This window comes from Methylobacillus methanolivorans (assembly GCF_054588515.1).
Genome location: NZ_BAAILT010000003.1, coordinates 125,325 through 149,596 on the forward strand (window position 1 = coordinate 125,325; position 24,272 = coordinate 149,596).

23 protein-coding genes, 1 other RNA gene and 1 riboswitch are annotated in these 24,272 nt (G+C 54.4%); of the genes, 16 read left to right on the plus strand and 8 right to left on the minus strand.

The window, feature by feature from the left end:
- Positions 1-15: 15 nt before the first annotated feature.
- The 5 genes from sodB (at position 16) to ppk1 (ending at position 5,640) form a co-directional block, all read left to right on the plus strand.
- On the plus strand, positions 16-597 hold the full coding sequence (gene sodB / locus LG202_RS09480) for a superoxide dismutase [Fe] (RefSeq protein WP_230348204.1): 582 nt from the start codon (positions 16-18) through the stop codon (positions 595-597).
- 109 nt (positions 598-706) lie between these two features.
- A complete protein-coding gene (locus LG202_RS09485; RefSeq protein ID WP_230348205.1) occupies positions 707-1,027 on the plus strand; it encodes a hypothetical protein in 321 nt (106 codons plus the stop codon).
- Positions 1,028-1,145: 118 nt separating this feature from the next.
- Complete coding sequence (locus tag LG202_RS09490; RefSeq protein WP_230348206.1) at positions 1,146-3,152, plus strand: TonB-dependent receptor; 2,007 nt, start codon at positions 1,146-1,148, stop codon at positions 3,150-3,152.
- An 82-nt stretch (positions 3,153-3,234) separates the two neighbouring features.
- Positions 3,235-3,507 carry an oxidative damage protection protein gene (locus tag LG202_RS09495; RefSeq protein WP_230348207.1) on the plus strand — a complete coding sequence of 91 codons (273 nt, stop codon included), beginning with the start codon at positions 3,235-3,237 and terminating at the stop codon, positions 3,505-3,507.
- 51 nt (positions 3,508-3,558) lie between these two features.
- Entirely contained in the window at positions 3,559-5,640 is a 2,082-nt protein-coding gene (gene ppk1, locus LG202_RS09500; RefSeq protein ID WP_230348208.1) for a polyphosphate kinase 1, read from the plus strand.
- A gap of 97 nt (positions 5,641-5,737) precedes the next feature.
- Here ppk1 and ppx read toward each other — a convergent pair whose 3' ends face one another.
- The 3 genes from ppx to rpiA all read right to left on the minus strand — a co-directional run bounded on the left by ppx (position 5,738) and on the right by rpiA (position 8,784).
- Complete coding sequence (gene ppx, locus LG202_RS09505) at positions 5,738-7,243, minus strand: exopolyphosphatase (RefSeq protein ID WP_230348209.1); 1,506 nt, start codon at positions 7,241-7,243, stop codon at positions 5,738-5,740.
- Between the two features lie 53 nt (positions 7,244-7,296).
- Positions 7,297-8,004: a phosphate signaling complex protein PhoU gene (gene phoU / locus LG202_RS09510; RefSeq protein WP_230348210.1), complete on the minus strand. Its 708-nt coding sequence runs from the start codon at positions 8,002-8,004 to the stop codon at positions 7,297-7,299.
- A 120-nt stretch (positions 8,005-8,124) separates the two neighbouring features.
- Positions 8,125-8,784 carry a ribose-5-phosphate isomerase RpiA gene (gene rpiA, locus LG202_RS09515; protein ID WP_230348211.1) on the minus strand — a complete coding sequence of 220 codons (660 nt, stop codon included), beginning with the start codon at positions 8,782-8,784 and terminating at the stop codon, positions 8,125-8,127.
- 171 nt (positions 8,785-8,955) lie between these two features.
- Here rpiA and ilvA point away from each other — a divergent pair, with 171 nt between their 5' ends.
- On the plus strand, positions 8,956-10,467 hold the full coding sequence (gene ilvA, locus LG202_RS09520) for a threonine ammonia-lyase, biosynthetic (RefSeq protein WP_230348212.1): 1,512 nt from the start codon (positions 8,956-8,958) through the stop codon (positions 10,465-10,467).
- A gap of 89 nt (positions 10,468-10,556) precedes the next feature.
- Here ilvA and LG202_RS09525 read toward each other — a convergent pair whose 3' ends face one another.
- A complete protein-coding gene (locus tag LG202_RS09525; protein WP_230348213.1) occupies positions 10,557-11,000 on the minus strand; it encodes a transcriptional repressor in 444 nt (147 codons plus the stop codon).
- A gap of 75 nt (positions 11,001-11,075) precedes the next feature.
- Positions 11,076-11,534 (minus strand): EVE domain-containing protein, encoded by a 459-nt coding sequence (locus tag LG202_RS09530; protein WP_230348214.1) that lies wholly within the window; start codon positions 11,532-11,534, stop codon positions 11,076-11,078.
- Positions 11,535-11,600: 66 nt separating this feature from the next.
- Here LG202_RS09530 and LG202_RS09535 point away from each other — a divergent pair, with 66 nt between their 5' ends.
- Entirely contained in the window at positions 11,601-11,960 is a 360-nt protein-coding gene (locus LG202_RS09535) for a DUF2237 family protein (RefSeq protein ID WP_230348215.1), read from the plus strand.
- Between the two features lie 45 nt (positions 11,961-12,005).
- Here the strand turns inward: LG202_RS09535 and ssrS are convergent.
- The 3 genes from ssrS to LG202_RS09550 form a co-directional block, all read right to left on the minus strand.
- A non-coding RNA gene (gene ssrS, locus LG202_RS09540) (6S RNA) lies at positions 12,006-12,186 on the minus strand.
- Positions 12,187-12,259: 73 nt separating this feature from the next.
- Positions 12,260-12,568 (minus strand): cell division protein ZapA, encoded by a 309-nt coding sequence (locus LG202_RS09545; RefSeq protein ID WP_230348216.1) that lies wholly within the window; start codon positions 12,566-12,568, stop codon positions 12,260-12,262.
- Positions 12,565-12,765 carry a 26S proteasome regulatory subunit family protein gene (locus LG202_RS09550; protein ID WP_230348217.1) on the minus strand — a complete coding sequence of 67 codons (201 nt, stop codon included), beginning with the start codon at positions 12,763-12,765 and terminating at the stop codon, positions 12,565-12,567. The genes LG202_RS09545 and LG202_RS09550 overlap by 4 nt, the downstream gene beginning before the upstream one ends.
- A 117-nt stretch (positions 12,766-12,882) precedes the next feature.
- Positions 12,883-13,100, plus strand: a riboswitch (cobalamin riboswitch).
- A 120-nt stretch (positions 13,101-13,220) separates the two neighbouring features.
- Here LG202_RS09550 and LG202_RS09555 point away from each other — a divergent pair.
- The 9 genes from LG202_RS09555 (at position 13,221) to LG202_RS09595 (ending at position 24,272) form a co-directional block, all read left to right on the plus strand.
- On the plus strand, positions 13,221-15,095 hold the full coding sequence (locus LG202_RS09555) for a TonB-dependent receptor domain-containing protein (RefSeq protein WP_230348218.1): 1,875 nt from the start codon (positions 13,221-13,223) through the stop codon (positions 15,093-15,095).
- A 113-nt stretch (positions 15,096-15,208) separates the two neighbouring features.
- Positions 15,209-15,778: a hypothetical protein gene (locus LG202_RS09560; RefSeq protein ID WP_230348219.1), complete on the plus strand. Its 570-nt coding sequence runs from the start codon at positions 15,209-15,211 to the stop codon at positions 15,776-15,778.
- Positions 15,775-16,389 (plus strand): cob(I)yrinic acid a,c-diamide adenosyltransferase, encoded by a 615-nt coding sequence (gene cobO, locus LG202_RS09565; protein ID WP_230348220.1) that lies wholly within the window; start codon positions 15,775-15,777, stop codon positions 16,387-16,389. The genes LG202_RS09560 and cobO overlap by 4 nt, the downstream gene beginning before the upstream one ends.
- A gap of 4 nt (positions 16,390-16,393) precedes the next feature.
- A complete protein-coding gene (locus tag LG202_RS09570) occupies positions 16,394-17,668 on the plus strand; it encodes a cobyrinate a,c-diamide synthase (RefSeq protein ID WP_230348221.1) in 1,275 nt (424 codons plus the stop codon).
- Complete coding sequence (locus tag LG202_RS09575; protein ID WP_230348222.1) at positions 17,665-21,993, plus strand: cobaltochelatase subunit CobN; 4,329 nt, start codon at positions 17,665-17,667, stop codon at positions 21,991-21,993. Before LG202_RS09570 ends, LG202_RS09575 begins: the two co-directional genes overlap by 4 nt.
- A gap of 24 nt (positions 21,994-22,017) precedes the next feature.
- Positions 22,018-22,455: a MotA/TolQ/ExbB proton channel family protein gene (locus tag LG202_RS09580; protein WP_230348223.1), complete on the plus strand. Its 438-nt coding sequence runs from the start codon at positions 22,018-22,020 to the stop codon at positions 22,453-22,455.
- Positions 22,452-22,751: a DUF2149 domain-containing protein gene (locus LG202_RS09585; RefSeq protein ID WP_230348224.1), complete on the plus strand. Its 300-nt coding sequence runs from the start codon at positions 22,452-22,454 to the stop codon at positions 22,749-22,751. The genes LG202_RS09580 and LG202_RS09585 overlap by 4 nt, the downstream gene beginning before the upstream one ends.
- A gap of 55 nt (positions 22,752-22,806) precedes the next feature.
- Positions 22,807-23,463: a 5,6-dimethylbenzimidazole synthase gene (gene bluB / locus LG202_RS09590; RefSeq protein WP_230348225.1), complete on the plus strand. Its 657-nt coding sequence runs from the start codon at positions 22,807-22,809 to the stop codon at positions 23,461-23,463.
- Entirely contained in the window at positions 23,460-24,272 is an 813-nt protein-coding gene (locus LG202_RS09595; protein WP_230348226.1) for a cobalamin-binding protein, read from the plus strand. Before bluB ends, LG202_RS09595 begins: the two co-directional genes overlap by 4 nt.

Genomic DNA, 24,272 nt, shown 5'->3' on the forward strand with positions numbered 1-24,272 from the left:
CAAAAAGGAATAAGCATGGCACATCAACTTCCTCCGCTTCCTTACGCCAAGGATGCCCTGGAGCCCGTCATTTCTGCTGAGACGATTGAATATCACTATGGCAAGCATCACCAGACTTATGTGACCAACCTCAACAACCTGATTCAGGGTACAGAGTTCGAGAATGCTAGCCTGGAAGAGATTGTCAAGAAATCCTCCGGCGGCATTTTCAACAACGCAGCCCAGGTCTGGAACCACACTTTCTACTGGAACGGCTTCAAGCCCAACGGCGGTGGTGAGCCCACTGGCGAGCTGGCAGAGGCCATCAACAAGGCATTTGGTTCTTTTGAAGAATTCAAGAAGCAATTCACGCAAAAAGCCATCACCACATTTGGCGCTGGCTGGGCATGGCTGGTCAAGAATGCAGACGGTAGCCTCAGTCTGGAAAGTACCAGCAACGCCGAAACTCCCCTGACCAAGGGCCAAACACCATTGTTGACGATTGATGTATGGGAACACGCCTATTACGTTGATTACCGCAACGCACGCCCAAAATATGCTGAAGAGTTCTGGAACATCATCAACTGGGACTTCGTCGCTGCAAACTTCAAGGGCTAAGCCCTGACGCGCGGTGCATCCGCGACTTCAAAGTATTACTCTCAAGGACTAGGCAATGCCTAGTCCTTGTCATTTCAACATTTCATCATAAGCTGCTAGAATCGCAACCATGTTGCGTAAATGGCTGCTCATTGCACTCCTCCCTTTCTTGCTGCTTTTTGGCCAGCAAGCACTGTTTGCGCACGAAATTTCCCACCTCGGTGATGCCGTACCGTACTCACAAGACCAGGCACCGCATGCCAGCTTTTGTAGCCAATGTCTTGCCATCAGCGGATTAGGCAGCGCCTTACCTAGCACACCCAGTAACATTCTCGTCCATACCCCACCACTACTTGCAGAAACAAAGCAGGTGCTGGTCGAGCATACCAGCCCTCTCCACGCCTATATCTCGCGCGCCCCTCCCACAGTCATTACAAGCTCCTCCCGATAAGGGACATTTAATCATTCACCATGCAGGACATGCATTGCCTTGAGCATGCTGCCTGCCTATTAGCTTGACTGCGAGAACCCTCATGCGATCGACTTCACCGGTATTTTTGCCAAAAAAAATGTTATCCGCCCTCACACTGGCGCTTGGCAGTTTCACTGCACAAGCGGCTGACGATATCAAGTTACCAACCATTGCCGTCACCGCCAACCCGCTGGGAGTGGCTTCTGACGAACTAGTCGTCCCCGTCTCCACACTGAGCGGACGCGATCTCACCCTGCAACGCGAAAGTACCCTGGGTGAAACCCTGAAATTCATCCCCGGCGTCTCTTCCACCAACTTCGGTCCCAATGCTTCCCGCCCCATCATTCGCGGCCTGGATGGCGAGCGCGTGCGCATCATGCAAAACGGCGTCAGCATTCTTGATGCCTCCAGCCTCAGCTTCGACCACGCCGTGGCCATTGACCCGCTGGTGATCGAGCAGATCGACGTCGTGCGCGGCCCGGCAGCATTGCTGTATGGTGGTAGCGCTGTTGGCGGCGTGGTCAATGCCATCGACCACCGCATCCCGAAACAAGCGATCGACGGCGTCACTGGTCGTAGCGAAGTACGTTTCGGCGGCGCCGAGAATCAAAAAAATGGCGCCGTGGTGCTGGATGCAGGCAATGGCGTGCTCACCCTGCATGCCGACGCCTACAAGCGCAAGACCGATGACCTGGATATCCCAGGCTATGCTGTTTCACGCCGCAAAAGCGAAGCTACAGGCGAAGAACGAGAGCACAAGGGCAGGCTGGTGAACAGTGCCTCAGATGCCGATGGCGGTGCAGTGGGTGCGTCGATTGCGCTCGATAACGGCTATGTAGGCTTGTCTTACTCGACTTTCAACAACAAGTACGGCACCGTTGCGGAACCGGATGTCCTCATCGACATGAAGAGTGATCGCTGGGACTTTGCCTCAGAGCTGCGCGACTTGGGGAATATCATCACTAAGGTAAAAGTCCGCATGGCCTACACTGACTACAAGCACCAGGAATTAGAAGATGGCGAAGTAAGTACTACCTTCAAGAACCGCGGCGTAGAAGGTTCAATTGAAGCCTCGCACGGCAATATCGGCCCCTTAAGTGGTGTCATCGGTCTGCAGTTCAGGGACAGTAAATTCCAGGCATTGGGTGAAGAGGCCTTCGTGCCATCGAATCGCACCAAGAGCCGTGCGGTTTACGTTTACGAAGAACTCCCCCTGGATGCCCTCAAACTGACCTTTGGCGGGCGTATCGAGCATGCCGAGCTCGACTCCAACGGCGGCGATAAATTTGGCCCCAGCCAATCACGCTCATTCACGCCTTATAGCTTTGCCACCGGCGGGTTATTCAAGCTTGATGAGCAATGGTCCATCAGCACCAATCTCTCACACAATGAGCGGGCACCCAGCTATTTCGAGCTGTTTGCCAATGGCGTCCATGTCGCTACTGATCAATACGAGCTCGGTACCGATGCACTCGACAAGGAGCGCTCCAATGGTATCGATAGCCAGTTACGCTGGAAGCAGAATCACAACTCCTTCACCCTGGGCGCCTATTACACCCGCTTCAGCAATTTCATCGGCCTGTTTAATACTGGCAACCTGGTCAATGAAGAAGGTGAAACCGGCCAGGCTGACTCCACGATTGCAGAAGCCCAATTCAGCTCGGCCAAGGCAGTGTTCAAAGGCCTGGAAGCCGAAGGCAAGTTCCGCGTCTATGACACCATTGGCGCCTTGGATTTGCACCTGCGCGGCGACTATGTGCGCGCCACCAACCGCGACACGGGTGATCCACTGCCGCGAATTTCTCCACTGAAGCTAGGCTTTGGTCTTGACTACCGCTTTAACCAGTTCGGCTCCAGGCTGGATGTACTGCACGCCTTCAAGCAAGACCGTACCGCAGACAATGAGCTACCCACCGACGGCTATACCTTGGTCAACGCAACATTGACCTACAAGCTACCGACCCCGGAAAGATTCCAGCTCGAAGTCTTTGCCAAGGCTTACAACCTGTTGGACCAAACCATCCGTGAGCACACCTCTATCCTCAAGGACATCGCGCCTCTGGGTGGTCGTTCTCTTCTCATCGGCTTACGCGGCGACTTCTAGCCTCTCCTCGTGTGGTGCCCTCGCACCACACGACAGCTTACGCTATGATGTCGGTCTTGATTCACTCATTAAGATCGACATCATGGCACGTACCGTTTTCTGCGTTAAGTTAGGCCGCAATGCTGATGGCCTGGACTTTCCTCCTTACCCTGGCGAACTTGGCAAGCGTATTTACGAACATGTTTCCAAGGAAGCATGGGCAGGCTGGCTCAAGCAACAAACCATGCTAGTCAATGAGAACCGACTGAGCCTGGCTGATCCACAAGCCCGCAAATATCTTAGCCAGCAAACAGAAGCCTATTTCTTCGGTGATGGTGCAGATACCGCATCAGGCTATGTCCCACCTAATAGTTGAACCATTTTTCATTAAACTGTCATATTGCGGGCATACAGTGAGGTTTTTATCATGTTGCCCGTCAAATTGAGTCCCGAATATTTTATCAATCGCGAACTAGGCATACTCGCCTTCAATCGTCGCGTCTTGGCCCAGGCTGAGGATGAGAGCATTCCACTGCTCGAGCGCCTCAAGTTCCTCTGTATTTTCAGCAGCAACATGGATGAGTTCTTCGAGGTGCGTGTTGCAGGCCTCAAGAACCAGATCAAATACAATTCACCTCACGTTGGTGCCGACGGCATGTTGCCCAAGCAGGCATTTGCCAAGGTCAGCACGCTGGCTCACGAAATGGTGGACCACCAATATAAGATTCTTAACGAGGTAGTGCTACCGCAGCTCGCAGCACAAGAAATCCGCTTTATCCGCCGCGGGCACTGGAACGATGTGCAACGTGAATGGATCGCGGCTTATTTTTTCCGTGAGCTGATGCCTATCTTGACGCCTATCGGCCTGGATCCGGCCCACCCCTTCCCGCGCGTACTCAACAAAAGCTTGAATTTTGCAGTAGAGCTGGAAGGTAAGGACGCCTTTGGGCGCAACTCTGGCGTTGCCATCGTGCAAGCACCACGTGCATTACCACGCGTTATCCGCCTGCCTCGCGACATCGCGGGCTGCGACCACGGCTTCGTTTTTCTTTCTTCCATCCTGCATGCCCACGTTAACGAGCTATTCTCTGGCATGACGGTCAAGGGTTGCTACCAGTTCCGCGTCACTCGCGATAGCGACCTGATCCTGGATGATGAAGAAACCAAGGATTTACGCCTGGCACTACAAGGAGAACTAACCCATCGCCAATATGGCGATGCTGTGCGCCTGGAAGTCGCCGATAGTTGCCCGGCAGAAATGTCCGCCTTCCTGCTGGGGCAATTCGGCCTGAATCAGGACGACCTTTACCAGGTCAACGGCCTCGTCAATCTCGTCCGCCTGATGCAAATCCCGGATAGCGTGGACCGCCCAGACTTGAAGTATCCACTGTATACACCCAGCCTACCCAAGGAGCTGGCCAAGGATGCAGACATCTTCAAGGCCATCCGTAAGCAGGATATTCTGCTGCACCACCCGTTCCAGTCGTTCAACCCGGTAGTCGAGTTCATCAAGCAAGCTGCGGAAGACCCGCAAGTCCTGGCGATCAAGCAAACCTTCTATCGCACCAGCGCAGACTCCACCTTGATGAAGTCTCTCATTGAGGCAGCGCAGCGCGGCAAGGAAGTGACTGTTGTTGTAGAGCTGTTGGCGCGTTTTGACGAAGAAGCCAACATCAACTGGGCCGCCCAACTGGAAAATGCAGGTGCTCACGTAGTATACGGCGTCGTCGGCCACAAAACCCATGCCAAGATGGCCATGGTAGTACGCCGTGACGATGACAAACTGCGCCGCTACGTTCACGTTGCCACTGGCAATTATCACCAGCGCACTGCCCGTCTCTATACAGATTTTGGCTTGATTACCTGCCAGGATGAGATCAGCGAAGATGTCAATGACGTGTTTGCCCAGCTCACAGGCCTGGGCAAAGCCTCCAAGTTGCGCCACTTATGGCAATCACCCTTCACGCTGCACCAGCGCACCATCAAGGCGATACAGAACGAGGCCGACATTGCCAAGTCAGGCAAGAAAGCACGCATTATCGCCAAGATGAATGCACTGCTGGATCCTGACGTCATTCGTGCTTTGTATGATGCTTCTTGCGCAGGCGTGCAGATTGAGCTGATCGTGCGTGGTGTCTGCGCGCTACGCCCAGGTATTCCCGGTGTTTCGGAGAACATCAAGGTACGCTCGATCGTAGGCCGCTTCCTTGAGCATACCCGCATCTTCTATTTCTACGATAATGGTGCGGAACACATCTATCTCTCCAGCGCTGATTGGATGTACCGCAACTTCTTCCGCCGCATCGAGGTCTGCTTCCCCTTGCTGGATGCCAGGGTCAAGAAGCGCGTCTTCAAGGAAGGCCTGGAGCCTTACCTCAAGGACAACTCCAACGCCTGGGAAATGCTGCCAGATGGTAGCTATGAACAGAAACCGAGCCGTCGTGCCGGCTTTGCTGCGCAGCAATTCCTCATGACAGAATATGGCCAGGAAGTATTACCAGATATCTGATCCTGATATTGCTTGCAATAAACGAATAAGGCCGCGTTAAATGCGGCCTTATTGTTTTTGATAATACAGAAAAATGTTGGAAAGGACTCTGTGTCGCTCAGGAACCCAAACTTAAGCTCAGGCCAACCTCTTTCCAGTAGGCAACTTCATTGAGCAACTCTGCCTCGGTCAGGGGATTTTCCTTCAACCAATCCGAATCTATCTCCAGCTGGTAGCCAGTTTTCGTAATAGAGAGCACCAAGTCTGGGCGATTATCCGGTTGGCGATTACGGTGGAACAAGACCGCCAGGCGCAAGATAAGGACCAATAAGAGGCGATCCTGATTACCCACCAGACTCAAACTAGTGTCCAGCTTGGCTAGAGAGCGTCGATGCGTCCTGACCAACAGCCCCAGGGTTTCCTGCTCCATATTGGAAAAGCCCGGCATATCAGCATTTTCCACAATGTAGGCGGAATGTTTATGATAAGCGGCGTGGGCAATCGACACACCAATTTCATGCAGACGTGCAGCCCAGGTCAGGTATTGCGCTGCGGTATCTTCATCCCATTGCTGCAAGAGGCCTGTGCATTGGGATAGCAAGCGCAATGCCATATCACGTACGCGTTCTGCCTGGTCTGGTTCGACATGGTAACGGCGCATGAAGCTGGATACCGTCACTTCACGTATATCCCGGTCATGCAAACGGCCGAGCAACTCGTAAAGTACGCCTTCACGCAAGGCACTACTTGCCGCCGTCATGCGCTCAATCTTGAGGGCATCAAATGCCGCCGTCATAATGGCTAGCCCTCCCGGCAGCACCGCTGCCCGATCTGCGCTTAACCCAGGCAATTCGATTTTCTTGATATCCTTGACCTTGATGAGATGCTGACGCAGAAATTCCAGCCCCTCCCTGGTGATTTCGCCTTCACTCAAGCCACTCAACCGAATGATTTCTCCCAGTGCCTTGGCTGTGCCAGACGATCCGACCGCCTCCTCCCAACCTTCAGCCACAAAGTGTTTGCGTATGCTCTGGATTTCAGCCGCCGCTGCAATGCGTGCTTGCTCAAAGGCATCCGCATTCAACTTTCCCTCGGGGAAATAGCGCAAACTATAGCTGACGCAACCCATATACAGGCTTTCCATCTCGATAGGCTCAAGATCCTGACCAATGATGAACTCAGTAGACCCACCGCCAATATCGATCACCAGTCGCTTATGAGTCACGGGGGGCAAACTATGGCTGACCCCGACGAAAATCATGCGCGCTTCTTCGCGGCCAGCAATAATTTCAATCGGGAACCCCAATGCGGCCTGCGCTTCCGCCATCAGGTTGGGGGCATTTCGTGCCACGCGGAAAGTATTGGTAGCAACCGCACGCACTGCTTGCGGCGGCAAACCCCGCAAGCGTTCGCCGAATCGCTTCAGGCAGTCAATCGCACGCTGCTGAGCATCGATGCTCAGGTTATTTTTTGCATCCAGGCCTGCACCGAGACGCACAGCCTCACGTAGGGAGTCATGAAAAATAAGATGACCGTCTGCAACCCGGGCAAGCTGCAGACGGAAACTGTTGGATCCCAGATCGACTGCCGCGATCTCTGGAAAATCGGATTTTTTGGTAGGCAAGTTCGACCTTCTTGTAAAACGGTAAAGCGTTTGCCTACACCACAGCTAGCAGCTTAGGGCTCCTGGGCTTCGCGTTCCATCTCTTGAACGGTGGTGTGGCGTACGTCTTTACCTTTTACCATGTAGATCACGTATTCGGCAATGTTCTTGGCATGATCACCAATACGCTCAATCGCCTTGGCAACAAACAAAACTTCCAGCGACATGGAAATGGTACGCGGGTCTTCCAGCATGAACGTGATCAACTGACGCATGGCAGCGCGGAATTGCTCATCCACTTGCTCATCCTGGCGCGCTACGTCTACGGTCTTGGTCACATCCAGACGCGCAAATGCATCCAGTGCAGTGCGCAACATTTCACGCACATGGCCGACCATGGTCTTGATCTCGTTGAAACGAGGAGTATAAAGACGACCAGACTCGGACACCTTCTGTGCAACACGAGCGATCTTGGTCGCTTCATCACCAATGCGCTCTAGGTCGGTAATGGTCTTGACCACCATCATGATCATGCGCAAGTCACCGGCAGCAGGCTGGCGGCGGGCAATGATATGGCTGCAGTCTTCATCAACCTGCACTTCAAGCGCATTCACCTTGTGGTCATTGGCAATCACCTTGTCAGCCAGGGTGGTATTCACCGTGACCAAGGCTTCTAGCGCATTAACGATTTGCTGCTCGACCAAACCGCCCATTTCGAGCACTTTTGCACGGACTGATTCCAGCTCGGCATCGTACTGCTTGTATGTATGTTCAAATTGCATAACGCGATCCCTTCCGTGATTGAATCTGGCCGGGCTGCGCTAGTCCCGACCAGGATATGAGTCAACGTTCTAGTGTAATTGCCGATTATGACAATTTCATGTTGAACTGATGCGCGTTGCTTACTTGGCGGTCAATGTCTTGACGCCATCTGCTGTTGCCAGCAGCAATACGTTCGCAGGGCGAGCTGCAAACAAGCCATTGGTCACCACACCAACGATTTCGTTGACCTTGGATTCCAGTGCCACAGGATCGGTGATGGTCAGGCCATGCACATCCAGGATAACGTTACCGTTATCAGTCGTGAAATCACGCAGCTTGGGCTGACCGCCCAGCTTCACCAACTCACGTGCAACATATTCGCTTGCCATCGGGATCACTTCCACTGGCAGTGGGAATTTACCCAGCACTGGCACCAGTTTGCTCTGGTCGCAAATACAGATGAAATCCTTGGCACAAGCCGCCACAATCTTCTCGCGTGTCAACGCACCACCACCACCCTTGAGCATGTGCATCTGCTCGGTGATTTCATCCGCACCATCCACATAGATTTCCATGCCATCTACATCATTGAGGTCAAACACCTGGATGCCATGACCACGCAAGCGTTGGGCAGTCGCCTCGGAGCTCGCAACAGCGCCATCAATCCTGTCCTTGACCTTAGCCAGTTCATCAATGAAAAAATTGGCTGTAGAGCCAGTGCCGACACCGATGATGCCACCCTTTACATACTCAACTGCCGCCTTGGCAACCTGTTGCTTCAATTCGTCTTGTGTAGCCATTTATCTAAACCTTTTACCTATTTATGACCAAATCAGGGCTTGCCAACGCTGTATGAGCCAGCGCAACATGTTGCAGACCCTCTGTTTTCTTTATAATTCAGGTTCTTTGTGAACCAACCCCTCAATCATACACTGCCGCACTATACAGTGCAGCCCTGGACAGCGTCCCTAATGAAAATCGATTACCTGCACAAAATCAAATCCGCCCGCGTTTACGATGTTGCAAGCAAAACCCCGCTGGATTTGCTCCCCAATATTTCCCGCCGCATCCATAACCAGGTCCTACTCAAGCGCGAGGATATGCAGCCAGTCTTTTCATTCAAGCTGCGCGGCGCCTACAACAAGATGGCACAACTTTCTACTGAGGCATTAGCACGTGGGGTTATCACCGCCTCAGCAGGCAACCACGCCCAAGGAGTAGCCCTGGCCGCCAAGAATGCAGGATGTCGGGCAGTAATCGTCATGCCTGTAACTACACCAACCATCAAGGTAAATGCCGTGCGCAACCGTGGTGCCGAAGTGGTGCTTTCCGGCGAATCCTATACCGACTCCTACAACCACGCGCTGAAGCTCATGGATGAGCAACAGCTCACCTTCGTGCATCCTTTCGACGACCCTGATGTGATCGCAGGGCAAGGCACAGTGGCCGTGGAAATCTTGCAGGACATCCCAGGAACGATTGAGGCAATTTTCTGCCCGGTTGGCGGCGGTGGCCTGATCGCGGGCGTGGCCGCCTATATCAAGGCAGTACGCCCCGAGATCAAGATCATCGGCGTTGAGGTCAATGATGCCAATGCCATGACCTTATCGCTGCAAAAAGGTGAACGCGTTACCCTGGACCAGGTTGGGCTGTTTGCAGATGGCAAGGCAGTGAAACTGGTCGGCGAGGAGACTTTCCGACTCTGCCAACAACACGTTGATGAGATGATTCTGGTTGATAACGATGCTATCTGTGCCGCTATCAAGGATGTTTTCGAGGATACGCGCGCCATCCTTGAACCGACGGGTGCACTGGCGTTAGCGGGCCTAAAGGCCTACGCTCAGCAGCATCAGCTAAAAGACAAAACCCTGATCGCTGTCGCCTCTGGTGCCAATATGAGCTTTGACCGATTGCGCTTCGTGGCCGAGCGCGCCGAGATCGGGGAAAAACGCGAGGCTGTGCTGGCGGTGACCATTCCAGAAACCCCGGGCTCATTCAAGAAATTCTGCCGCCTGATCGGCAACCGTAACATTACCGAGTTCAACTACCGTTACGCTGATGCCACCGCGGCTCATATCTATGTTGGCGTTGCCATTCATGACCCCAGCGAATCGGGTGCACTGGTGTCGCAACTCCAGGCACATGGTCTACCTGCACTAGACCTGAGCGACAACGAAGTCGCCAAGCTGCATTTGCGCCACCTCGTGGGCGGTCATGCGCCACAAGCGGAGCATGAGCAGGTCTACCGCTTTGAGTTTCCGGAAAAGCCAGGGGCCTTGATGAACTTTCTCGACAGCATGCGCCACGATTGGAATATCAGCCTGTTCCACTATCGTAACCACGGTGCTGACTTCGGCAGGGTTCTGGTCGGCATGCAGGTGCCACCGGGAGAGGAAAAGGAATTTGCCGCATTCTTGCAGAACCTAGGCTACCCATATTGGGATGAAAGCGACAACCCGGCTTACAAACTGTTTTTAGGATAATACCTAATAAAAAGCCCGCCAATTGGCGGGCTTTTTATTCACATTTTATTACTTCATTCTTAAAGACTGCGATCTCTGACGATGCGCGCTTAAGCCTTGTCAGAAATAGGCGTACCGTAAGCGGTAATATCGTAATCGGTCAACTCATAACCCAGCTCACGTACGATCACCTTGAGGCGCTCTTCAATGCCCAGGTCATAGAACTCGCGCACCTCACCAGTGCTGGTGCTTACCAAGTGGCCGTGGTGCTCCTCACCATCGTTCAACTCATAAACAGCCTTGTTGTTGCCCAACTGGCTCTTCTTCAACAAGCCTGTTTGCTCGAATTGCGCTAACACACGATATACAGTCGCCAAACCAAACTCGGAATGTTCGGTAATCAGGATGCGGTATACATCTTCAGCAGCAAGGTGGCGTTGTTCACTGTTACGGAAGATATCCAGCACCTTGAGGCGTGGCAACGTGATTTTCAGGCCACTATTTCTCAAATCCTGATGCGGATCGACTACTCCGTCTTCTTTTTTCGTTCCCACTATCATCTCCTTAATCAATTGAACCCTGACGCCGCAATAGCATATCACGCATTGTGATGATGCCAAGCATCAACATCAGGCAAGTCGTTTCATGATGAATTCCCAGTCCCGGGGATCCACCGGTGTAATCGAAAGGCGGTTCCCACGTTGCAAGATACGCAGATTCTGCAACTCAGGGGCGTCGCGTAACTCTTTCAAGCTTAATAAGCGCGTTTTACGCACCAGTTTCACATCCACATTGAACCAGCGAGGGTTTTCAGGCGTCGCCTTAGGGTCATAGTATTTATGACCCTCAACAAATTGTAAGCGGTCAGGGTAAGCCAGCTTGCTCACTTCGGCAATGCCCACGATCCCTGGCTCCGCGCAATTGGAATGATAAAACAACACACCATCACCAAGCTGCATCTGGTCGCGCATGAAGTTACGCGCCTGGTAATTACGCACCCCGTACCAATCTACAGTTTGATTAGGAAAAGCAGCGAGGTCATCAATCGACACGTCGGCCGGCTCAGATTTCATCAACCAGTAACGCATGAAATTCTCAAATCAATACAGATTCCGTATCATACCCCGAGTCGCATTCAAATTCAGAATCTCAGTATGGCCCGCAACGTCCTTGGCACTACATTACAAGCTTGTAGCACAGACCCTCTTACCGGTTTCACCCGCAATGGGTGTTGCGAAACCGGGCCTGAAGATATTGGCAGCCACACAGTGTGCGCCATGATGACAGAAGAGTTTCTTGCTTTCTCCATCTCACGTGGTAATGACCTCAGTACTCCCAGGCCAGAATATGGCTTTCCTGGGTTGAAGCCTGGCGATCACTGGTGTCTATGCGCCTCGCGCTGGCACGAGGCTGCCGAAGCAGGCTATGCACCTCCCGTGATTCTGGAAGCATCGCATGAGCGTGCACTGGATATTGTCAGCCTGGCTGACCTGAAATACCACGCATTAAGATAAGGTGTACTGCAATGGCTTGGAGCTCAAGGCTTCAAGCATTAATGGGAGTTCCCCGCAAATGCCATCCGAACCGGCATCCTGAACCTGTACGGTTCAAGTGGTAACGACCTAAAGCTACGTTAGGTACACCCGCATCGGAGCGCGCACACTGTTACTTAACAGACCGAAACCAAAGCCAAATTTATGGTTCAAGGAATCTATGGCCCGAACAGCACCGCAGGGAACAAAGGGAAGAAGCCGGGATGATCCAGCTTCTGAAAACTTGTGGCAGTAATGCGGCCTATTGTCATACAACAGGCTTAAAACAGTTGGCTTTGCTCCTCGCCAACGACCGCATCAATCTGCTCCTGCATGGAAGTAATTCTACGCTTGAAATCGCCAATGTCAAAACCACCCGCATTGGCTGTCAATAACTCGTGAGCAATGTTAAGAGCCGCCATGATAGCGATTTTTTCTGCGCCTACTACCTTGCCCGTATCCCGGATTTCACGCATTTTCTTGTCGAGATAATCGACGGAACGTAATAAGGACTCGCGCTCATCTTCAGAACACGCAATGGTGAGCTCACGCCCCATGATGCTGACATCGACACCACGCACATTACTCATAGCGTTCCCTCTGGCAGACGCTCAATCACCGCCTGTAATTTCTGACCGGCAAGCTCCATATTGTCCTTCAATTGCTTGTTGTCATCCTGATAACGTCCAAGCTCTTGACGCAACTCCAGATTTTCTGCCCGCAACAATTGGCATAGCGATATCAGCTGCGAGAGCTTTTCTTCCAACGTGATCAAATCAGCATTCATGGCGCCACTATAATTGCAAAATCAGCACATGGTCAACTGCACCCAAGAATTTATGGCTTATTTACAACACCTTATATTAAAAACTTATTTCACCGCATAAAGTACGAATCATTTATAATCGGCGGCAAGTTTGAAGGTGTCCTTGGCCTGTTCATGGCGCAAGGGTGAAACTGGGAAACAGGTGCGCATTGTTTAAACCACTCGCAAATCCTGTGCTGCCCCCGCAACGGTAAGCAAGCCAGATATGTCAAATGCCACTGTGACGAGACGTCATGGGAAGGCGACGTATCATTGATCTTGCAAGCCCGGAGACCGGCCTCAAAACGAAAAGGAAGTGCTGCGGGGATGCGGCTGCTACCGATGCCGTCGGCTCACAATGGCTCACCTTCCCTGCACACTCCATTCATGACCAGCTCTTGCGGGGACGCGGGAGCTTTTTGGAGTTTGCAAATCTGATGTTTCGTTTTTCCCTGGGCACGCTTGCCCTTGCTTCTGTTTATTCCCTTCCCTTGATTGCCAATGCTGCCGATATCAAGGTGGAAGATACTATTGTCACGGCTTCGCGTACTGAACAAAAAAGCAGCGAAGTGATTGGTGACGTTTCTGTGATTAGCGCAGAACAGATACAAAAAGCCGGCCAAACCACGCTGGCTGAATTACTCGCCATGCAGCCTGGCATTGAAATGAGCAGCAACGGCGGTGTAGGAAAATCCACCGACATTTTCATCCGTGGCGCCAACTCTACCCATACTTTAGTATTGGTTGATGGCATACGCATCAGCTCTGCCACGACTGGTGCCACCGCTATCCAGCATATTCCATTAAGCCAAATCGAGCGTGTCGAAATTTTGCGCGGCCCAGCCAGCAGCTTGTATGGCGCTGATGCAATAGGCGGGGTGATCCAGATATTCACCAAACAAGGACAAGGTCAGCCCAAGTTCAACGCATCAGTGGGTTTAGGCACTTATGGCACGGCAATCGGTGAGGCCGGTGTCAGTGGCCGCATCGGCAATACCAGCTATAGCCTGCAAGGTGGCATGACTCATGTGCATGGCATATCCAGTGTACAAAACAAGCGTAACACTGCTTACAACGCTGATGCAGATGGCTACCGCAACCAGAATATAGCAGCCCGCATTACCCAGCACCTTACCGAGAACCATGAAATTGGCCTTAACATTCTGGTGACCGAAGGCCGTAACTTCTATGACTCTGGCTCTACCGTTGCAACAGGGCGCTACGACTACTACATGGATCAAACCCTATCCAGCTATACCGTGCACAGCAAGAATCGTTTCACTGATTTCTGGACAAGTACCTTCAGCATCGCGCGTAGCATAGATGATCTTTCGTCCTACACGAAGCGTCCAACATCAACGTCGGAAAGCATGATCAAGACAACGCAAGATCAATTCCTCTGGCAAAACGTCTTGACCAGCAAGGCAGGGACTTTCAACCTGGGTGTGGAACGTAGGGAACAAGAGGTTGAGTCAAACTCCACCACACCGTTGCGCGTCACCGAGCGGGATATTCAATCTTACCTGGCAGGCTGGCAACAGCGGTTTAATCAACACAGCGTACAAATCAATGTACGCAACGATGACAACTCGCAATTTGGCAATCGCACCACGGGTAACATTGGTTACGCTTACCAAATCAATCCGCAGTGGAAAGCAACTGCCAGCTTCGGCACCGCATTTGCCGCACCGACATTCAACCAGCTCTATGCTCCATCCTCCACGATTCGAGGCATTACTTATGCCAGCAATCCTGACCTCAAGCCAGAAGAGTCCCGGAACAAGGAAATCGGCCTGCTTTACGACAATGGCCGCGATCTCATCAGTGCCAGTTATTACCATAACGAAGTGGATGACCTGATTAGTCGCACAGCCATAGGTTCACTACAACGTACGGTCAATATCGACAAAGCGGTGTTGCGTGGCCTGACATTGAATGGCCGCACCAATCTCGCTGGCTTCAACATCAAGGCAAATGCTGATTTCCAGCGCCCTGAGAATGCTGCCAATGGCAATCTGCTACCACGTCGCGCTAAGGAGCATGGCATGCTGGCCATCGGCAGGTCATGGCAAAACTGGGAACTGGGCAGTGAAATCATCAGTACAAGCCATCGTTACAACGATGCTGAAAACACCGTGCGCATGTCCGGCTACACTCTGGTCAATCTGTATTCCCAATACCGTATCAACGACGACTGGTCACTGAATGCACGCATCAACAACCTGTTTGATCGCAAATATGAACTGGCCTATGACTATGCCACTTTCGGCACCAACCTGTTTGTATCAGTGCGTTACGCGCCATCGCTGTAGAACCAGATCGCTAGCTGTGGCCCACAGCCAGTAACAATCTCGGTAGGGCTGGAGCATTTCAGTTAAAATTCAGCGTTATTTTGATTATTTGACCCAGCCCAAGGAAGACAACCATGCTGACACTCAACAAGAACTACCAGATCATGATCGGCCTCTTGCTCGCCGCTTTGCTCATCGTGACGCGGGGCCACCACTTTGCTGCCATCAACCACTTGCCTAGCGCATCCTGGGCCGTGTTTTTCCTGGCTGGCGTTTATCTACGCCCAGTATGGGTATTCCCAGCACTGTTTGGTCTGGCCGCTGCACTGGATTTTGCTGCTGTCACCTGGGGTGGTGTTGATGGTTTCTGCACATCACCGGCCTATGGCTTCATGATTCCTGCTTACGGCACACTCTGGCTCGCTGGTCGCTGGTTTGCCAAGCACTATCAGTTTGCTTTTAAAAGCATTGTCACACTGGCAGCGACAGTCGTTGCCAGCAGCTTCATCTGCCAGTTGTTCTCCAGTGGTGGCTTCTATTTCTTCTCTGGCCGTTATGTCGACCCGACCCTGGCCGAATTCCTGCCACGCATCGCCAAGCACTACCCCTCATCCTTGGGTACGCTGGCGTTCTACGTGGCGACTGCCGCCATCATCCACATTGTGGTGAAGGCGCTTTACGCTGATAACAAACGAACCGCATGACCGATCAGGAAAAACCAGACCTCAACCAGCGCCATTCAGACCGGATGGCGCGCAAGAAAACAGTTGTTGATGCCAAGATAGAGGCTGCGCGCATTGAGCGCGGCCTGTTTCTGGTCAACACAGGCAACGGCAAAGGTAAATCCACTGCTGCTTTTGGGCTCCTCGCCCGCGCCCTAGGCCACGGCATGAAAGCTGTCGTTGTCCAATTCGTCAAAGGCCGCTCTGACACTGGCGAAGAAGCATTCTTCCGCAACCAGCCCAATGTCACCTGGCATGTCATGGGCGAAGGCTTCACCTGGGAAACCCAGAACCGCGATCGTGATATCGCGGCCGCCCAGCAAGGCTGGCAGGCAGCTCAAGCCGCGCTACAAGATGAAAGTGTCGGCGTCGTGATCCTCGACGAACTCAACATCGTCCTTAAATATCATTATCTCGATTTGCAACAAGTATTGGCTGACATTGCCGCTAGGCCTGCCATGCAGCATGTCGTGGTCACCGGGCGAGCCGCCCAACCTGAGTTGATAGAACAAGCCGACACCGTCACCGAGATGACAATGGTCAAGCACGCTTTCAAGAATGGCGTACAAGCCATGCCAGGGGTGGAGTGGTAACAATATGGCCAGCTCTTGCCCGGCGCTACTACTTTCCGCTCCCGCATCCAATCAGGGCAAGACACTAGTATCTGCAGCGCTGGCGCGTGCTTGGCGCGATCAAGGCCTCACTGTACAAGCCTTCAAGTGCGGGCCAGACTTCCTTGATCCCATGATCTTGCAAGCCGCCACTGGTCGCCCGGTATATAATCTTGATCTGGCCATGTGTGGTGCCGATGACATTGAAGCCCGACTATATTGGGCAGCGCAAAACGCTGACGTGATCTTGGTGGAAGGCGTAATGGGGCTATATGATGGCCAACCCAGCAGCGCCGATATCGCTACGCAATTCCAGTTACCTCTTGCACTCACTATTGATGGCAGCGGCATGGCCCAGACCTTTGGCGCATTGGCCTCCGGGTTGTTTGCCCATCGGCCCGAGCTTATCCCCGCGGGCGTGATTGCCAACCGAACTGGCAGCGCCAGCCACGGCACATTGTTGCGAGATAGCCTGCCTAGTCACCTGCCGTGGCTAGGTGCATTGCAAAAGCAGGAGGTACTCTCCCTACCAGAGCGGCATTTGGGCTTGTTCCGCGCCAATGAAATTGATGATCTCGAGCAGCGCATTGCCCAGGCAGCCGCCATGCTAACAGCAGCCGGGCCGCTACCCTTGCCGCCAACAGTCAGCTTTTCACTCCCAGCAGCAAGCGCCACGCCTTCATTACTCGCGGGCAAGAAAATTGCCATCGCACGCGATGAAGCCTTTTGCTTCATCTATCCGGCCAATCTGGATTGTTTGCATGCACTAGGCGCTGAAACGCTCTTTTTCTCGCCACTGCATGACCATGCATTACCCGCCGGGATAGACGCCATCTGGCTTCCCGGTGGCTACCCGGAGCTGCATCTGGCCGCTATCGCCAACAACCATGCCATGCGTAACGCCTTACAGCAGGCATGGCAACAAGGTCTGCCCATGCTGGCCGAGTGTGGTGGCATGATGGCGGTCACCAATAGCATCAACCAGCAGCCAGGTTTTGGCTTACTGCCCGGGGATTGCAGCATGCAAGCGCGCTTCCAGGGACTGGGTGTGCAATTTGCCGAATTGCCTGAAGGCAGGTTGCACGCGCATACCTTCCATTACTCCCGTCTGGAGACGGCATTGCCAGTCTATGCACAGGCCACTACCCAACGAGGCAAGCCGGGTGAAGCCATCTATCGTCATGGCAGCCTGCTGGCAAGCTATCTGCATTTCTATTTCCCATCCAACCCACAGCTGGTTGCAGGATTGTTTTCTCGATGAATCGTCAGCTTTATACATTACTCACCGCCACAATCCTGGCTGCTTGCCAGTTACCTGTCCAGGCAGCTACCTTGTTCGGCGTGGTGTCAGACCGCACCGCGCCTGCCGCTGCCATGGCGGCACAGCAAGCTTTGCAGCAATCCGGCAAACAGGATCGCATTATCCTGCGCACGCAATCGCAAGTACTCGCCGCAGACAGCAAGACGTTGCAGCGCTGGTTGCACGATGCCGATGCAGTGTTTGCCGTAGCGGTGTACGCTGAATCATCACAGCAGTTGCAAACCCAGCTCCAGCAGCTTGGGGGAAAGCAGCCACGCAATTTCATCGCCTTTAATGGTGAAAGCGCCCTCTCATTGCAAAGCCGCTGGCAAGGCGAAGCCGTCAGCAGCTTTTCACATGCCAAGAGCCTGACGCTGACGCAGAACAATCTCTCGGAAAAAGTCGCCAATCTTGCGCAGCAGCACAACGCTGCCCGCCAGTGGCTTGGCCTGCACAACCTCTGGCAGGCTGGCGGCACTGACAATCTCAGTGCATTCATGCGCCACCTGTTACACCCCGCCACCAATCTGCCCACTATTCAGCCCGAGCCACTGCTGCGTTTGCGCCAAGGCGGCAGGGAAATCAAACAACCCAATATTCCTGGTAATGGCGCTGCTATGCTCGCGGTGCTTGACCTCAGCACTAGCGACCCGCAGCCCGTGGATGCCATCTGCGCCGCCAGTGAGGCACAAGGCCAGCCCTGTATTGGCATCATGGCACGCTGGGGAGAAGCTTCGCGCGATGCCATCGCCAACTTGAAAACCCTGCTAGCCCCGGCAACACCTAGCGGACTGGTGGTCTTGCAGGATTTTGTCGTCGGTGCCGCCGAAGGCCGCGAGGCTGTCACCGAGTTATTGGGCAAGCTGGATGTGCCGGTCTACAAGGCCATGCGCCTGACCGACCGCAGCGCCAATGCCTGGCAGCTTTCGGAAGACGGCCTGCCGATCAACTCCGTGCAATACCGCGTTGCCATGCCGGAAATCCAGGGCAGCTCGCAGCCGCTGGTCGTCGCGGCGGCTGGCCCTGCCACCATAGACAAGCTTACCGGTGTGGAGTTAAAACTGCCGCAGATCCTGCCTGCCGAGGTGCAATCGCTGGTAAGGCGCAGCCTGAATTGGCAACAGTTACGCAGCAAGCCCAACGCCAATAAGAAAGTCGCCCTGATCTATTACAACCACCCACCAGGCCGTCAAAATATCGGTGCAGATAACCTGGATGTGCCTGCCTCGCTGTTTGAGATGCTGCATGCCTTGCAACACGCTGGTTACAACACTGGCGAACTGCCTGCTTCACCCGAGACCTTGCTTGACCTGATGCAAGAGCGCGGCGTCAACTTGCCGGAAGACCAGGCCGCACTCACCGAGATGAGCAAGCATGTGAACAAGCTCGATAATGCGGCCTACCTCAATTGGTTCGGCACCCTGCCAGCACAAGTGCGCGGCGAAATGGTAGAAGGCCCGCTCGGCAAGCTACACGCCGACTTGGTTGCCGCGCAACGCGCTGGCGAAATCGACATTGCGCGCAATCGCCTCGATAAAGCCATGCATGAACTGCATCATTTACTTGAAGGCGCAGACCACCCGCAGCGCAAAAATGCGCTCAAGCAGATTGATGCACTCAACAACGCCTATCTGCAATGCCTGGACAAGCACACCGACTGCAATGCGCTTGCCTTGCAGAAAACCCGGCTTGCCGCACTTGGCATTGAGGGCATGCGCGGCTGGGGCATCGCCCCTGGCAAGGTGATGGTGCATGACAGACAAATCCTCATCCCCGGCGTGCAGTTCGGCAATATTTTCATCGGCCCACAGCCGCCACGCGGCTGGGAAGTGGATGAAGAACTGCTGCACGCCAATACCACCATCCCGCCGCCACACCAATACCTGGCGTATTACCACTGGCTGCGCAGCGTGTTCAAGGCCGATGCGCTGGTGCATATCGGCCGCCACTCCACTTATGAATTCCTGCCTGGCAAGGCGGTTGGGCTGGCAGCGAGCGATTACTCACGCCTGATTGCTGGCGACCTGCCCGGCATTTATCCCTATATCGTCGATGGCGTGGGCGAAGGCACGCAATCCAAGCGCCGAGGCCTGGCCGTGATGGTGGATCACCTGACGCCGCCACTCACCTCCACGCCGCTGTATGACCGCCTGCTGGAGCTGCGCCAGGTGGTGGAAAGCTACGAATCTTCCAGCTCCGAAACCATGAAGGTGGAAGCGGCACGCGAGATGCGCCGACTAGTGGAAGCCCTGCAACTGCGCGCCGAACTGGAAGCCAGCATGGCCGACGTGCTGGAAGTGCGCGGCATTGGCTTTGAGCAAACTGATGACGACCTGCTCGCCCATGAAATCGGCCACTACCTGACCAAGCTGCAAGAGAAATTCATGCCACACGGCCTGCATATTTTCGGCAAGGATTGGTCGGAAGAATCGCTGGCATTGATGCTGGACTCCATGGCGCGCGGCCAGGAGCAAGGCGTAAGTGCAGAAACACGCGAAAAACTCGCCATATCGCCGAGACTGGAAATGCACAGTCTGCTACATGCGCTCGAAGGTGGCTTTGTGCCACCCGGCAAGGGCAACGACCCCCTGCGCTCGCCAGATGCCCTGCCCACCGGCCGCAATTTCCATGCGCTGGATGGCGATGTGCTGCCGACCAGATTAGGTTTCCAGATCGGTGCCAACATGGCAGCCAAAGTACGTGAGCGCGATAGCGTGCAAGATAGCGAAGGCGTGATCCTCTGGGCTTCTGATGCGGTGCGCGACGAGGGCGTGATGGTGAGTTTCATCCTCAGCCTGATGGGCATAGAGCCGGAATGGAATGCACGTGGCATTGTGCAGCGCATGCAGCTCAAGCCCGGCATTGCCCGCCACGATGTGATCGTCACCACCTCTGGCCTGTTCCGCGACCTTTACCCCAACCTCATGCAATGGATAGACAATGGCGGCCGCCTAGCACTGGCGGCTTCCGCCAAAACCATTCGCGCACAATATCCTATGCTGCAAGCCGCGCTCAATGAAGCGCTAGCCCCATTGGGGGCCAGCACAGAAGAAGGTGAAGAAGCTATTGCCAGCAATGGCGTCGCCCTGCAATGGATACGCCGCACCCAGGCCCACCAGCAACATGGCCAGCCCCTGGCCCAGGCTGGGCGAGAAGCCGCCTGGCGTATTTTTGGCGATGCACCAGGTGCCTACGGCACTGGCGTCAACCGCCTCACCGAGCGCTCCGGCACCTGGAAAGACCGCAACGAGCTCGGCCAGGCCTATCTCACGCGCATGGGTCACGCCTATGGCATGGATGCCCAAGGCCAGCCTGCGCACGAGGTGCTCAAGACCGCGCTGACCAGCATTGCCAATACCTATCATGGCCGCGCCTCCAATCTCTACGGCCTGATGGACAACAACGATGCCTTCGATTACCTCGGTGGCCTCTCGCTTGCGACAGAAACAGTCACCGGAAAACGTCCCACCGCACGCATCCTCAACCACACAGACCCGGATAACCTCAGCGACGACCCGCTGGAAACCGCGCTACTAATGGAGTTGCGCGGGCGCTACCTCAACCCGGCGTGGATACGCCCGTTGATGCAGCACGGCTATGCAGGCGCACGCACCATGGGTCAGGAGTTCATGGAAAACCTCTGGGGCTGGCAAGTCACCCGGCCAGACATCATCAAGGACTGGGCCTGGGACGAGGTGAAAAAAGTCTATATGGATGACAGCCTGCAACTTGGCCTCAAGCCCTTCCTTGAGCACAAGCACAATGCTCAAGTAAAAGCACATATGCTCGCCATCATGATGGTGGCCGCACAAAAAGGCTTCTGGCATACCGATGAACAAACGCTACGCCAGCTGGGTGGCGAACTAGCGCGGCTAGTGAATAAAAATGGCCTGCCCGGCAGCGGTCACACCGCACCCAACCACCCGATGTGGCACTGGCTAGGGCAGCATCTGGACGGCGACACCGCTGTCGCGTTGCAACAAACCCTGGCCAAGGCACGCGGTGATGCCGCGCCTGCTTATGCAAGCAACGAGGCGATTGTTTCAGAACAAGTCGCCATCTCTGCAGAAGCCAAGCCAGAAGCAGCGCGAGAACCAGCAGCACCAACAGCGCAACCCAAGCCCGCTGCACAAGCGCCCGAACCTGAGCCAGCGAAGGCCGCGCCTGCGCCACGCGCTTTTGAGGTCGCCATCAAGTCCGTGCGTGAGCATTGGTACTGGTGGCTGGCATTGCTGCCGGTATTCGCAGCAGGTCTGTGGTTCGGCACGCGCAAACCCCGGCTATAACTTTTTACAGGATCACTCTCCGCCATGTCATTTGAACTCGACGCCCTGCATCACGCCATTACCTGGCTGTTAAAACCGGTCATTATTATCCTGGCGCTTAGCGTCATCATTGCCGTGCTGGAAGCCGGGTTGGCCGTAGGCGAGCGTCTGTTCGGCCTCAAGGCAATGCGAAACTCGGGCAATACTGATGCCGTGGTCAAGCTCGCCCGCCACCGGCTGGAGCGTGCCGACCTGCTCTCACGCATCCCGCCTATGCTGGGCCTGATGGCCACCATCATCCCGCTTGGCCCTGGACTAGCCGCACTCGGCCAAGGCAACCCGGCACAATTGGCACAAGCCGTCACTACAGCATTCGACGCGACAGTGCTGGGATTGATCGCCGGCATTATCGGCTTGGTTGTCGGCAAACTGCGCCGCCGCTGGTATGAGGACGTGCTGGAAACACTGGAATCGCAATCATGAGTAAGCTGCGCCTCAAAAGCCGGTTTGATCACGAAGACGAAGACCCGCGCGCCAGCCTAGTCAACCTGGTGGATGTCATGCTGGTATTCGCCTGCGGGTTACTTGCCGCCTTGAGTGCTGGCGGGCAGGCCATGCTGGTCAAGCCAAAGGAAATAGAACAAGGCAAGGAAATCGAGGCTCCGGAAACTACCAGCAGCAATGCAACAGGTAGTGGCTACGAAGCTGTCGGCCAAGTTTACCGCGACCCCAAAACCGGTAAGCTGGTGCTGATTGAGCAAACTACAACGCCTCCTTAAGTTCATGCTGCAATCCTCTTATACTTAAGCCTTAGCCTCCAAGCTCACGATCACTATGTCTAGTAACGAATTTGCCTTTACCGAACCCGAGATGAGCGGCGTTTACCGTGCCATCCACCAGCGCCGCGACATGCGCCACTTCAAGCCAGGCAAGATAGAGCCAGAAATCCTGCATAAGCTGCTGGATGCAGCGCACCATGCCCCCAGCGTCGGGCTGATGCAGCCATGGCGCTTTATCCGCATCACCAGCGCTGAGGTACGACAGGCAATTTACGACCTGGTGCAAGAGGAGCGGATGCAGACAGCGCATGCGCTGGGTGAGCGTGAATCTGAGTTTCTGCGCCTCAAGGTAGAAGGCATTCAGCAATGTGGGGAATTGTTCGTGGCTGGGCTTTGTGATCACCGCGAACGCTTTATTTTTGGGCGCCGTACCCTGCCAGAGATGGACTTGGCTTCCGTCTCCTGCGCGATCCAGAATCTCTGGCTCGCCGCACGAGCAGAAGGCTTGGGCATGGGCTGGGTGTCGATTTTCGACCCGATCAAGCTCGCCAAGCTACTGAATATGCCGGAAGGTGCCAAGCCAATCGCCATCCTCTGCCTGGGCTATGTGGATGAGTTCTACAAAACCCCGATGTTGGTAGAAGAAGGCTGGGCCAAAGAGCGCCCATTATCAGAGCTAATGATGGAAAACACCTGGGCCGCTGCAGAATGAAAGGCCCGCAGCGTATTGCCTGCCTGGCAGCGGAAACTACTGAGGTGCTTTACCTGCTGGGCGCGCAGGAGCGTATTGTAGGGATATCCGGGTTTACCACTCGCCCTGCGATTGCCCGCAAGGAAAAACCCAAGATTTCTGGTTTCAGTAGCGCGAAACTGGAAAAAATCCTTGCCGTGAAACCAGACCTGGTACTGGCATTTTCCAACCTGCAAGCCGACATTGCCGCCGAACTGGTACGCGCCGGGGTGGAAGTGCATGTCTTCAATCAACGCTCTATCCAGGGAATCTTCGATATGATCGCCACCCTGGGCGCACTGACTTATGCATCTGACCGCGCTACGGCCCTTATTGCTGACCTGGAGGCGCGTATACAGCAAGCTACCGAGACCGCGAGCTACCTGCCCTGTGCCCCCAAGGTCTATTTCGAGGAATGGAATGACCCGCTGATCAGCGGCATCCAATGGGTGGGAGAGTTGATAGCGATTGCTGGCGGCACCGATTGCTTCGCCGAATTATCCGCCTGCAAATCCGCCAAGGAGCGCGTCATTGCAGCGGATGAGGTCATCCAGCGCCAGCCTGATATCATCATCGGCTCCTGGTGCGGCAAGAAGTTCCTGCCGGAACAAGTACTGGCAAGGCCGGGCTGGCTGGCGATACCTGCCGTGCAAGCCGGGCAAGTGCATGAAATCAAGTCTGCCGACATCCTGCAACCAGGCCCCTCTGCCATTCGGCATGGCTTGGCGCAATTGCAAACCATTATTCAGCGCTGGGGCGTCCAACAGATGCACAGCAAGCATTGGAGTTGA